14 protein-coding genes are annotated in these 12,968 nt (G+C 33.7%); 2 read left to right on the forward strand and 12 right to left on the reverse strand.

Annotated elements, in window-relative coordinates; all coding sequences use genetic code 11:
• Nucleotides 1-128: 128 nt before the first annotated feature.
• Entirely contained in the window at nucleotides 129-896 is a 768-nt protein-coding gene (locus AC1QSP_RS11390) for a DUF2490 domain-containing protein (protein WP_484078794.1), read from the forward strand.
• A 32-nt stretch (nucleotides 897-928) separates the two neighbouring features.
• Here the strand turns inward: AC1QSP_RS11390 and hisIE are convergent, their stop codons facing one another.
• From hisIE to AC1QSP_RS11445, 11 genes are all read right to left on the reverse strand, one after another.
• A complete protein-coding gene (gene hisIE / locus AC1QSP_RS11395) occupies nucleotides 929-1,540 on the reverse strand; it encodes a bifunctional phosphoribosyl-AMP cyclohydrolase/phosphoribosyl-ATP diphosphatase HisIE (protein ID WP_484078795.1) in 612 nt (203 codons plus the stop codon).
• Entirely contained in the window at nucleotides 1,537-2,289 is a 753-nt protein-coding gene (hisF, locus tag AC1QSP_RS11400; RefSeq protein WP_484078796.1) for an imidazole glycerol phosphate synthase subunit HisF, read from the reverse strand. Before hisF ends, hisIE begins: the two co-directional genes overlap by 4 nt.
• A gap of 102 nt (nucleotides 2,290-2,391) precedes the next feature.
• Nucleotides 2,392-2,769, reverse strand: a complete 378-nt coding sequence (locus AC1QSP_RS11405) for a four helix bundle protein (protein WP_484078797.1) — start codon at nucleotides 2,767-2,769, stop codon at nucleotides 2,392-2,394.
• A 47-nt stretch (nucleotides 2,770-2,816) separates the two neighbouring features.
• Nucleotides 2,817-3,530, reverse strand: coding sequence for a 1-(5-phosphoribosyl)-5-[(5-phosphoribosylamino)methylideneamino]imidazole-4-carboxamide isomerase (gene hisA / locus AC1QSP_RS11410; RefSeq protein WP_484078798.1), 714 nt, complete (start codon nucleotides 3,528-3,530; stop codon nucleotides 2,817-2,819).
• Nucleotides 3,531-3,650: 120 nt separating this feature from the next.
• Nucleotides 3,651-4,229 carry an imidazole glycerol phosphate synthase subunit HisH gene (hisH, locus tag AC1QSP_RS11415; protein ID WP_484078799.1) on the reverse strand — a complete coding sequence of 193 codons (579 nt, stop codon included), beginning with the start codon at nucleotides 4,227-4,229 and terminating at the stop codon, nucleotides 3,651-3,653.
• Between the two features lie 150 nt (nucleotides 4,230-4,379).
• A complete protein-coding gene (gene hisB / locus AC1QSP_RS11420) occupies nucleotides 4,380-5,513 on the reverse strand; it encodes a bifunctional histidinol-phosphatase/imidazoleglycerol-phosphate dehydratase HisB (RefSeq protein ID WP_484078800.1) in 1,134 nt (377 codons plus the stop codon).
• Between the two features lie 42 nt (nucleotides 5,514-5,555).
• Entirely contained in the window at nucleotides 5,556-5,912 is a 357-nt protein-coding gene (locus AC1QSP_RS11425; RefSeq protein ID WP_484078801.1) for a four helix bundle protein, read from the reverse strand.
• A 175-nt stretch (nucleotides 5,913-6,087) separates the two neighbouring features.
• A complete protein-coding gene (gene hisC / locus AC1QSP_RS11430) occupies nucleotides 6,088-7,131 on the reverse strand; it encodes a histidinol-phosphate transaminase (RefSeq protein WP_484078802.1) in 1,044 nt (347 codons plus the stop codon).
• A 132-nt stretch (nucleotides 7,132-7,263) separates the two neighbouring features.
• Nucleotides 7,264-8,547, reverse strand: a complete 1,284-nt coding sequence (hisD, locus tag AC1QSP_RS11435) for a histidinol dehydrogenase (protein WP_484078803.1) — start codon at nucleotides 8,545-8,547, stop codon at nucleotides 7,264-7,266.
• Nucleotides 8,548-8,662: 115 nt separating this feature from the next.
• A complete protein-coding gene (gene hisG / locus AC1QSP_RS11440; RefSeq protein ID WP_484078804.1) occupies nucleotides 8,663-9,520 on the reverse strand; it encodes an ATP phosphoribosyltransferase in 858 nt (285 codons plus the stop codon).
• A gap of 332 nt (nucleotides 9,521-9,852) precedes the next feature.
• Nucleotides 9,853-10,752, reverse strand: a complete 900-nt coding sequence (locus AC1QSP_RS11445) for a T9SS type A sorting domain-containing protein (RefSeq protein WP_484078805.1) — start codon at nucleotides 10,750-10,752, stop codon at nucleotides 9,853-9,855.
• A 145-nt stretch (nucleotides 10,753-10,897) separates the two neighbouring features.
• Between AC1QSP_RS11445 and hflX the strand changes: the two genes are divergently transcribed.
• Nucleotides 10,898-12,124 (forward strand): GTPase HflX, encoded by a 1,227-nt coding sequence (hflX, locus tag AC1QSP_RS11450; RefSeq protein ID WP_484078806.1) that lies wholly within the window; start codon nucleotides 10,898-10,900, stop codon nucleotides 12,122-12,124.
• A gap of 39 nt (nucleotides 12,125-12,163) precedes the next feature.
• On the opposite strand, the gene AC1QSP_RS11455 is transcribed toward hflX, so the two are convergent.
• Nucleotides 12,164-12,919, reverse strand: a complete 756-nt coding sequence (locus AC1QSP_RS11455; RefSeq protein WP_484078807.1) for an alpha/beta fold hydrolase — start codon at nucleotides 12,917-12,919, stop codon at nucleotides 12,164-12,166.
• Nucleotides 12,920-12,968: the final 49 nt, after the last annotated feature.

Genomic DNA, 12,968 nt, shown 5'->3' on the forward strand with positions numbered 1-12,968 from the left:
CCTCTTCAACATGAATTGAATGGATATGTTTTGAAAAAAAAGGAAGTTTTTATTCAAATAAGTAAAGAATTCCTATTTCGTTACAGATTTGCATTTTACTTTTGACATATCATATTCAAACGACTACCATGAAATATTTATCATTCTTAAGTTTTCTTCTTTTTTCCATTTGCATCAATGCACAAGTTTCTCCTCCTGGTTTGGGCGATACCAATGGTGCGAGTTGGTTTGCATTAGGAATGAAACAAGATCTGAATGAAAAGATGGAATCAATGACGTATGTCGGATTAGGTTTAAAGAGTGATGAAGAGAATTACAACATTACATCAAAACCAGCAATCATTGTGATAAATCAAGAATTTTATCACCAACTGGATAAACATTGGAAAGTGTCTTATGCCTTAAGTTATCGTAAACAAATGGAATATTCGATGGATGATGATATCGAAAACATATCGACACAAAATGAAATGAGAATTTATGGACGTGTGGCGTATTCTACTTCAATAGGGAAGGTCAAATTAACACAAACGGCACGACAAGAAGCTCGTAAATTTGTCGATCATCACTGGAAAAATACAGATGAACCTATACAATTGCGTTCTCGTATAAAATCACAAATTTCAGTTCCGATTGATTCAGAAAATCATCATACGATTACAGGAGGTGCAGAAATTTTGTTTGCAACGAGTAAACATAATTTATCCAAGGAATGGAGTCGTCTTAAATATAAAGAATCCCGTTTTACCTTGTTTTATACTTTTAGACCACAGAACACTCCGTTGGCTATCAGTTTAGGATATATGAATAATTTAATTGAAAAAAATGCTACGCATAGCACACATTATGCTTCCATAGATATTACATGGGAAAATCCGTTTCATATATTTTCATAAAAAAATCTCATCTTTTCGGATGAGATTTTTTTTTATTCCGGTCTTCTTGGACCGTTTTCTCTTGATTTTAAAACGTTTTCTACGTCTTCTAATTTAAATCCTTTTGCTTTCAGCAAAATCAAATAGTGATACATCAAATCGGCCGCTTCACCTAAGAATAAATCGTCGTTGTTATCTTTGGCTTCGATGACAACTTCAACTGCTTCTTCACCGACTTTTTGCGCTACTTTGTTGATTCCTTTATTGTATAACTTATAGGTATACGAATCTTTATCTTCTGCTAAATCGATTCGATCGTTAATCGTTTGTTCTAACTCATACACAAATCCACGATTCGAAACTTCGTTGAAACACGTTGTAGAACCTGTATGACAAGTAGGGCCCTTAGGTTTAGCTTTGATTAAAATCGTATCGTTATCGCAATCAATCGCGATGGACTTTACTTCTAAAAAGTTTCCTGATTCTTCCCCTTTGGTCCATAATCTATTTTTAGAACGCGAATAGAAAGTTACTTTTCCTAATTCTTCTGTTTTAGCAAAAGCTTCTTCGTTCATATATCCCAACATCAACACTTGATTGTTTAGGTAATTTTGAATAACAACAGGAACTAATCCGTCGTTACTTTTTGTGAAATCGATTTTCATCGTATCGGAATGTTTTGTTCTTTTAAATAATTTTTTAGCGTCGGAATCGGAATTTCACCAAAGTGAAAAATACTTGCGGCTAATCCTCCACTTGCTTTTGTTTCGGTAAACACTTCTGTAAAATGTTCCATTTTTCCTGCTCCACCAGAAGCAATCACCGGAAGATTTACCGCATCAGCAACCGCTTTCGTAATATCAATTTTGAAACCAGCTTTTGTTCCATCACCATCCATCGATGTTAATAGAATTTCACCAGCTCCTAATTCTTCTACTTTCTTTACCCAGTCTAATGTTTCCCACTCGGTTTCAATTTTTCCACCGCTGACAAACACTTTTTGCGTTCCATTGACGTTGCGAGTATCTACTGCGACCACCACACATTGGGAACCAAAACGAGCAGCTAAATCAGCTACCAACTGAGGATTTTTTACCGCCGAAGAATTTACGGATACTTTATCCGCACCGGCTTGAATTACAGCCGAAGCATCTTCTACTGAATTGATTCCGCCACCCACTGTAAATGGAATATTAATCGCCTCCGCAATTTTTTCAACCATTTCAGCTAAAGTTTTACGTTTTTCAATCGTCGCTGTAATATCCAAAAACACCAATTCGTCAGCGCCTTCTTCTACATATTTCTTTGCCAATTCCACTGGATCTCCCGCATCGCGTAATCCTATAAAATTAACTCCTTTTACTGTTCTTCCATCTTTGATGTCGAGACAGGGGATGATTCTTTTTTTTAACATATTAGTTCTAAGTTCTAAGTTCTAAGACGTAAGGTTTTAAATTACTTCTTAGCAAATGAACTACTTTAATTATAATTAATTGAACATCTTAGAACTCAAGACTTATGCCTTCGAGCCAAAGTTGTCGTTTTTTATAAATTTCTCGTAACCGTTTAACAATCTTCCAATTTCTTCAGTCAACGGAAAAATTTCATCATAAATAGTTTGGGTGATGTATCCTAGATCTTTAGATAGTAATAAAAAATATTTTACTTCTTCCAAAGATCCAATTGCATGTCCCAGAAAACTAAGTTTATGCGCATTTGTGTTTTTCTTTCGCCCTTCCACAATATTTGAAGGAATAGAATATGCAGCACGTCTAATTTGACTTGTAATTCCAAATATTTCTTCTTTTGGAAAAGCTTTGGTAATCTCATAAATTTTCAAAGTTAATTCGTGAGATTTCTGCCAAACAACTAATGATTCAAAATTTGTTCCCATGGTAAAAGATTTTATCCTAATAATTTACAAAATAAATACCTTAGAACTTAGAACATACGACTTAGATCTTTAAGATTAATTCTTCCTTCGTAAATCGCTTTTCCTAAAATCGCTCCTTCACAGCCTAATTCTTTGACTTTGATTAGATCATCAATTGAAGAAACGCCACCAGAAGCAATTAATTTCACGTCTGCAGCAGCTAAAATTTCTGCATACAATTCGTTGGAAGTTCCTTGTAACATTCCATCTTTTGCGATGTCTGTACAAATTACATAATCAATTCCTTTAGCTTTATATTCTTGGATAAAATCAATCACATCTAATTCAGAAGTTTCTAACCAACCGTGCGTCGCAATTTTACGATCTTTGGCATCGGCTCCTAAAATGATTTTTTCGCTTCCGTATTGCGCAATCCATTCTTGAAATAAAGTAGGATTTTGAACGGCAATACTTCCACCTGTAATTTGATTCGCACCACATTCAAATGCAATACGAATATCATCATCCGCTTTAATTCCTCCGCCGAAATCCACTTTTAAATTGGTTTTCGATGCAATTAATTCTAATGTTTTATAGTTGATGATTTGCTTTGATTTTGCACCATCTAAATCCACTAAATGCAAGTATTCGATTCCGTAATCCTCGAATTCTTTTGCCACTTCTAATGGATTTTCGTTGTATATTTTTTTTGTATCGTAATCGCCTTGAGATAATCGAACGCATTTTCCGTCGATAATATCAATTGCTGGGATGATTCTCATTTCTTTATTTTTTCAGTGTTAAAGTTTTTACGTTTGTATGTTTTTAAGTTATTAAGTTTGTGAGTAGTTAAGTTCGTATTAGATTAACTTAAGCACTTAAAAACTTTACAACTTAATCACTTATAACGACAAAAAATTCTTCAATATTTGTTCTCCAATTCCTGCTGATTTTTCAGGGTGAAATTGAGTGGCGTAAAAATTATCTTTATTTAAAGAAGCTGAATATTCTAGAATATAGTTGGTTTTCGCAATCGTATATTCTGAAAGTTCGCAATAAAAACTGTGTACATAATAAATGTCCGAGTTTTCTTCGATTCCGTTGTATAAAGATGTTTTTAAATCGTAAATGGTATTCCATCCCATATGTGGAACAATTTCCGTTGATGGAAATAATTTCACTTGAATTGGAAAAATTCCTAAACAATCCGTGTTTCCTTCTTCTGAAAAAGCACACATCAATTGCTGACCTAAACAAATTCCTAAAGTGGGTTGTTTTAAGTTTTTGATAACTTCATCTAACCCTTTTTCTTTTAAATAAGTCATCGCAGAACTCGCTTCTCCAACACCAGGAAAAATTACTTTATCTGCATTTTGCAAGGTTTCAAAATCGTCTGTAATTACCGCTTCGTAACCCAAACGAGTTACGGCATTGTAAACCGATTTTACATTTCCTGCGTTATATTTTACTATTGCAATCATTTTATTTGAGTGTTTAAGTTTTTATGTTGATCAGTGTTTACGTTTGTAGGTGATTATGTTTGTAAGTTAATTTATGGTTAGATTTTAAGTCTTTTATCTAAAAATAACTTTATCACTTAATAACTTAATAACTGTACAACTTACAAACTATTACAGCATTCCTTTCGTCGATGGTAAAATCATTTTTTCCGGATCACGTTTTACCGCAACTTTAATCGCTTTCGCAAATGCTTTAAAAATCGCTTCGATTTTGTGGTGTTCGTTTGTTCCTTCCGCTTTGATGTTTAAGTTTGCTTTAGCGCCGTCTGTAAATGATTTGAAGAAGTGATAGAACATTTCTGTTGGCATTTGACCAATCATTTCACGTTTAAATTCTGCATCCCAAACCAACCAGTTTCTTCCACCAAAATCAATTGCCGCTTGCGCTAAACAATCATCCATTGGTAAAGTGAAACCATAACGTTCGATGCCTAATTTATTTCCTAACGCTTGTGCGAAAACTTCACCTAAAGCAATGGCTGTATCTTCAATCGTGTGGTGTTCGTCAACTTCTAAATCTCCGTCAACTTTAATCACTAAATCCATTTGCCCGTGACGCGCAATTTGATCTAACATGTGATCGAAAAAGTGTAAACCCGTAGAAATATCTGATTTTCCTGTTCCGTCTAAATTTAAGTCGATTTTAATTTTTGTTTCATTTGTATTACGAACAATTGAAGCGGTACGATTTTGTAATTTTAAGAACTCGTAAATTTCTTTCCACGAAGTTGTTTTTAATGCAATGGCATCATTCAATCCTTCGTTATCTTTGATTTCGTCTGCTCCTAGAGCTTCATCATTCGCAATGAAAATTCCTTTTGCCCCTAGATTTTGTGCTAATTTCACATCGGTAATACGATCACCAATCACAAAAGAATTCGTTAAGTCGTATTCTGGATTGTTGATGTATTTTATTAATAAAGCTGTTCCAGGTTTACGTGTTGGTGCATTTTCGTGTGCGAATGTTTTATCGATATAAATATCTTCAAATTTTACTCCTTCGTTTTCGAATGCTTTTACCACGAAATTTTGAATCGGCCAGAATAATTCTTCTGGATTAGCCGGTGTTCCTAAACCATCTTGGTTGGTTACCATTGCTAATTCGTAATCCAATTCTTTTGCAATTTTACCTAAATAAGTAAAGGCTTCTGGATAGAATTCTAATTTAGAAAAGCTGTCTACTTGGTAGTCTTCAGGTTCTAGGATTAGCGTTCCATCTCGGTCTATAAAAAGTATTTTTTTCATTTTTTGTTTGTTTGTAAGTGATTAGGTGATGAAGTTTTTAAGTTATTTCGCGTCGATATGTTTTATATAACCGGCAATCATTCTTCCTACTTCTTCACTTTTACTCATCAATATTTTGTATTCTTCTTCTGTTATATAATTCAAATCTTTAGAAAGTAAAAAGTAATACTTCAGTTCTTCTAAAGATGTATCCGAAATGTTATAATAATGGATTTGATGAGCTTTCGTTTGCTTTTTATATCCCTCAACGATGTTAGCAGGAACAGAAATTGCACATCGTTTCATTTGACTTGATAATGCAAATACTTCTGATTTAGGAAATTTATCTACTGTTTTGTATACTTCTAAAACAAGTTGATGCGCTTCTTTCCATAAATTTAAATCATAAACTAGGCCCATAATAATTTGGTTTAAAGGTTACTATATTAAGTTATGAAAAATGTTTTTATGTTGGACAGTTGGTAAGTTTTTAAGTTAGTAGGTTGTTCAGTTTGTATGTTGGAAAATCTAATAAAGTAAAACAACAAATACATAATCACTTGTATACTTAACCACATAAACACTTCATCCCTTACTAACTTAACCCCTTAAGCACTTCCACCAACTTCACATTCTCTTCTTCCGTTCCAACAGTAATTCTCAGACAGTTCTTACATAAATCGTCGTTGTTACGGTTACGGATGACGATTCCTTTTTCAACTAATTGGTCGTAACGCTCGTTGGCATTATCAACTTTAATTAAAATAAAGTTCGCATCACTTGGATAGATTTTCTCTACAAAAGAAATTTCAGTTAAGGCATTTTCTAACACTTCTTTTTGTTGAATAATCGTGTTTGTTGCAGCTACCACTTTATCGTAATCGCTTAGTATTTGAATCGCTTTTAATTGCGTTAATTGATTGATATTATAAGGCGGCTTAATTTTATTTAAGACCTCTACAATTTCTTGAGAGGCATATAAAATTCCTAAACGAATTCCGGCTAAACCAACCGCTTTTGATAAAGTTTGTGTAACAATTACGTTTGAATAATTTTTGATTTCTTCGATCCAAGATGGTTCAGTCGCAAAATCAATATAGGCTTCATCGATAATGACTAAACCATTGAAACGATTGATAATTTCTAAAATCGCTTCTCTCTTAATAATTTCTCCTGTTGGATTGTTAGGCGAACACAAGAAAATCATCTTCGTATTTTCATCCACTTTCGAAAAAATGTCTTCGATATTCGGTTGAAAATCGGATTCATTTAATAAGGATTTACGATATTCCACCGCGTTTAAATTTGCTAAAACACCGTACATTCCGTAAGATGGAGAAATCGCAATGACATTATCTTGATTGGGTTCGCAAAACGCACGGAAAATTAAATCTAAAACTTCGTCGCTTCCGTTTCCTAAAACAATCTGATTGGCAGGGAAGTTCTTAATTTCACTTAAAATCGATTTTACATTACGTTGTAAAGGATCGGGGTAACGGTTTAAACCATTGTTAAATGGATTTTCGTTCGCATCTAAGAAAACGAAATCGTCATTGATATCTTGAAATTCGTCACGAGCAGATGAATAAGCTTTCATTGCTTTTACGTTAGGACGAATGATGTTATTTATGTTTAACATTTTATTTTCAGTTTTTAAGTGATTATGTTGTTAGGTGTTTTAGTTACTAAGTGTTCAAGTGTTTTAGTTTTTAAGTGTTTCAGTCATTTAAATCACAATTCTTAACACTTAATAACTTACTCACTTACCAACTTATTTCAAGTCTTGTAGTCGTAAGGTAACTGCATTTTTGTGGGCAAATAATTCTTCGGCTTCTGCCATAAATTCGATTGCAGGACCGATATTTTGAATACCTTCTGCGGATAATTTTTGGAACGTAATTTTCTTGATGAAACTGTCTAAAGAAACGCCCGAATAATTTTTCGCATACCCATTTGTTGGTAAGGTGTGATTGGTTCCTGAAGCATAATCTCCAGCCGATTCACATGAATAGTTTCCTAAGAAAACAGAACCGGCATTGATGATATTTGGAATAAAATCTTCTGCTGTTTCGCAAGCAAAAATTAAGTGTTCCGGTGCGTAGATATTCGAGAAAGCCACACATTCTGCTATAGAATTTAAAACAATTCCTCTTGAATTTTCTAATGCTTTAGCTGCTAATTCCTTTCTTGGTAAAACTTCTAATTGCGCATTGATTTCTTCAATGGTTTCGTTTAATGTTTGCTCATTCGTTGTTAATAAAATTACTTGTGAATCGATTCCGTGCTCCGCTTGAGATAATAAATCGGCAGCCACATATTTTGGAACCGAAGTTTCGTCTGCAATGACTAAAACTTCACTTGGACCGGCAGGCATATCAATCGCCACTCCGAAGTTTTGAGCCACTTGTTTCGCAGCTGTTACGTATTGGTTTCCTGGACCAAAAATTTTATCGACTTTCTGAATGGTTTCTGTTCCAAACGTTAAAGCGCCGATCGCTTGGATTCCTCCAATTTTGTAGATTTTTTCGATTCCGATTAAATTCGCTGTATATAAAATGGCAGGGTGAATTTTACCTTCCTGATTAGGAGGCGTACATAAAATAATGTTCTGACAACCCGCTAATTTTGCAGGAATTCCTAACATTAATGTTGTTGAAAATAATGGAGCTGTTCCTCCTGGAATGTAGATTCCTACATTCTCAATTCCGCGAGACTCTCTCCAACAATTCACGCCTTTTGTGGTTTCAATGACTTTTACTTCCTCACGTTGTACCGCGTGAAATTTCTCAATATTTGAAGCAGCTAATTGAATCGCTTGTTTTAAATCGTCCGAAATTAAAGCTTTGGCTTCTTCTATTTCTTCAATTGAAACTTCTAAGGAAGTTAATCGAACTTTATCGAATTGTTCGGTAAAGTCAATTAAGGCTTGATCTTTTTGCGTTTGAATTTTTCCAAAAACATCTAAAACGATTTTTTGTAAATCTTGTGCTTCTTTCGTTGGTCGAGAAGTCAAGTCTGACCAATCTGAAAGTTGTGGGTTTATATAGGTTTGCATCTATTATAAGTTTTTATGTTATAAAGTGTTTCAGTTTATAAGTTTTTAAGGATGATAAGTATTTTTCTTTATATAAATAACTCCTTAAGAACTTTACAACTTAAGCACATCAACACTATAAAATCATTTTCTCAATTTCTAATACTAAAATTCCTTCGGCACCAGCGGCTTTTAATTGCTCGATGATGTCCCAGAAAGTATCTTCTTTTATCACCGTGTGGATTGATGACCAACCTTCTTGCGCTAACGGCAAAATGGTAGGTGATTTGATACCAGGTAGAACCGCGATAATTTCGTCTAACTTGTCGTTAGGCGCATTTAATAAGATGTATTTATTTTCTGAAGATTGTTTAACCGCTTCAATTCTGAATAATAAGCGATCAACGATGGCTTGTTTTTCAGCGTCTAAATTTTTGTTCGAAATTAAAACAGCTTGAGATTCTACTACTGTTTCGACTTGTTTTAGACCGTTTGTTAGTAAGGTAGAACCTGTAGAAACAATATCGAAAATGGCGTTTGCTAAACCGATGCTTGGTGCAATTTCTACACTTCCTCCAATTTCTTCAATCTTTACGTTCATTCCTTTCTCTTGAAAGAAATTGCCTAAAATACGAGGATAAGAAGTCGCGATTTTTTTGTTTTCGAAGTACGATAAATCCGTATAAACTTCGTCTTTTGGAATCGCTAAACATAATTTGCATCCTGCAAAACCTAATTGACGAACGATGTTGATGTCTTTATTTTTTTCCCACACTTCGTTTTCGCCTAAGATTCCGATATCGGCAACCCCTTGTTCCACGTATTGTGGAATATCGTCATCGCGTAAGAATAAAACTTCGATTGGAAAGTTAGAGGATTCGGTTCTTAATTTTCGACCACTGGCAGAAATCTTAATCCCACAATCTTTTAATAGTTCTAAGGATTTTTCACTTAATCTTCCGCTTTTCTGAATGGCAATTTTTAATTTACTCATTTTATATTTTATTGATGAAGTCTGAGTAAAAAAGCGGAAAGTGAAAAGTTAATAAACAAAAAAACCGACTGATTTACTCAGACGGTTTTTATATTATATTTTAGTTCAACACAGAATACAACATATCAGGCCGCCTGATGGTAGCAATGATGATGATGGATATGATGAGTTTGTGTTAAAAACATTTTCTTTATTTGTGCTTACAAAATTAGAAAGGATATTTTAAACCATGGCTATTTTTGATTAATTATTTTATAAATTTTGTAAATAATCATGTTTTAGCTTTTGATTTAGATATTAATCCTGTATTTTTCGTGTTTGATAGAAAAATATTAATTTTTAATAAATTTTTCAATAGTTGAACGCTTATCCGTAGTTACTTTTAATAAGTAAATTCCTTTATTTAAATGTTGGACATCGATTTGTTTTAAACCTTTATGTGTTGCGATCGATTGACCCGTAAAATCTAAAATTTCTACGGTTTGAATCTTCTCAGATGTATTTACATTTATAAAGTCTGTTGTTGGATTAGGGAAAACGGTAAAGTTGGATGAAGAATAATCTGCTACTCCTAAATTGGATAAGTTAGAAACTTGAAGGTTATCTAAAATAAATCCTGTTCCATAATTATCAAATTCAAAATTCGTTTCATCAATTGAATTAATCCCTGCAGGAATTTGAAGGGTATTGACTAAAGAATTATTCACGTACAATTTTATTTCGCGAGTCGTAAAGTTGATGTCTGATTTTAAATTGTACCAAGTATCCGCTTCCCAATAGAATGGTGATGTAGCATTAACTTCGCTTCCAAAGGATGTTTCACCATCGTAAACAAAATAGAATCCACTGATATACTCGTATTCACCGTTCATAAATGAATACAATGACAATAAATCGTAATCTGAACCATAATCTCCCGATAATTTCACATCTGCAGAAACAATGAATTGATTGGATTGTGGTAAATTATAGATTAATCCACCCCAATTTCCTTGGAAATCTTCATTCGATTCTACTTCTACCGCTTGAATTCCCACTGATGCACTATGGTTGATCACATTCGCATAGTCATCGATAATGTATCCATAGGCACTCCAATCGTTTTGCCCCAACAGATTTCCTAATGTATAGCCTTCATTTTCTTCAAAAGAGATTATCGTGTTTTGAGATTGAGCATTACCAACAATTGAAAATAATGCGACAGATAAAATCGATAGTAAAGTTTTTTTCATTTAGTATAATTATTAAATATAAACCTAAAGCGTAAAATTGATAAAAGAAAGTTTTTTTATTTTTAGGTATAATAATTGGTGATATTAGGTGAATTAAGTAGAAAACTTTTACTTTGTAAAATATTTTAGAAATCTATTTTTTTAGATGTTAGAAAAGAAAGAAGCAAATTACGAAAAGGTCATTTTAGTCGGATTAATCACGCGTGAACAATCGGAAGAGAAACTGACTGAATATATGGATGAATTGGAGTTCTTAGCTTATACAGCAGGAGCGACAGTTGGAGAACGTTTTACACAAAAAATGGATCGTCCCGATTCAAAATTCTTTGTGGGAAGCGGAAAATTAGATGAAATTGCAGCATTTGTCGAAGAATATGATATAGATACTGTAATTTTTGATGATGAATTAACACCTTCTCAGTTAAAAAATATTGAGAAAGTGGTGAATCGTAAAATCATCGACCGTACACAATTAATTTTAGATATTTTCGCGCAGAGAGCGCAAACGTCATATGCTCGTACGCAAGTCGAGTTAGCACAATACCAATATTTATTGCCTCGATTAACACGTATGTGGACGCACTTAGAGCGTCAACGAGGGGGAATTGGTATGCGTGGTCCTGGGGAAACGGAGATCGAAACGGATAGACGTATTATTCGAGACCGAATCACTTTATTAAAAGAGAAATTAAAAGGAATTGATAAACAAATGGCGACGCAACGTAAGAATCGTGGTCAATTGGTGCGTGTGGCTTTAGTAGGATATACGAATGTTGGAAAATCAACTTTGATGAATGTCTTATCGAAATCTGAAGTATTTGCAGAGAATAAATTATTCGCGACACTAGATACAACGGTACGTAAAGTAGTAATCGGAAACTTACCTTTCTTATTAACGGATACCGTTGGATTTATCCGTAAGCTACCAACACAATTGGTTGAGTCATTTAAATCGACTTTAGATGAGGTTCGTGAAGCAGATTTATTGGTTCATGTAGTGGATATTTCGCATGCGAGTTTCGAAGATCATGTCAATTCGGTTAATCAAATTTTAACAGAAATCGAATCGAAGGAAAAACCGACCGTAATGGTTTTTAATAAGATTGACAATTTCTCTTATGTGAAAAAAGACGAAGACGATTTAACAGAGAAAACATTCGAAAACTATTCGTTAGAAGATTGGAAACGTACGTGGATGGCAAAAACGGATCATCCTACATTATTTATTTCAGCAACTGAGAAAGATAATTTAGAAGAGTTACGTAAAACGATTTATGAAGAAGTAAAAAACATTCATACCAAGCGTTTTCCTTATAATAACTTCTTGTTCCAATATTACGACGAAGAAGGAGAAGAAGGAATGGAAGAATAATCTTAATAATAGAAAAAAGAGCTCTGATGAGCTCTTTTTTTATGCGTTTAAAAATTCAGTTAAATTTTCGATAAACTGATCTTTTTGTTCCATAAAGGCGACGTGTCCGCAATTTAATTGTACGATATTAATATTATCTTTTTTAGGAATTACGGTAGCGAATAGTTCAACATCAATCGTGGTATCTTTTTCGCCATTTAAAATCAGTACCGGAAAATCAGCATCATATAGAATGGATGTACGATCAGGACGCTCTTTTATACCTTTTAGGGCCGCTTCAACACCTTCGATGGAAGTTTCTAAAGCAATGGCTTTTAGGGTATTCATTTCTTCTGTCAGTTGAGGTTTTAAATCTTCACTGAAAAGCATGGGAATACTCAGCTTGACAAATAACGGGTAATTGCGGTGAATGGTTGGAATCACTTTAAGGCGTTGTTCTTTTTTATCTTTAGAATCCGGTAAAGTTGTAGAATTCACAAGAACGAGTTGATCAACATATTGTGAATAAACATCAGCAATGGCTAAACTGACATAGCCTCCCATCGAATGCCCAACAAAAGTTGCTTGTTTAATTTGAAGATGATTCAAAACTTCTATCACATCATCCGCCATATCTTCTATGGTATTTATCTCTCGCGCGACTTCACTTTTACCGTGACCTGAAAGATCAATTAAAATGACCCGAAATTTTGATGATAAAGTAGGAATAAAAGGATTCCATATTTTATGATTTTCCATAAAACCGTGTAAGAAAACGATGGTTTTTCCTTGTCCTATAGTTTCGTGATAGAGCATAATTATTGTGAGATTGAAATCAAAAATACAAAGAAAAAAGTGGAATAAT

The sequence above is a fragment of the Faecalibacter sp. genome (genome assembly GCF_057177045.1).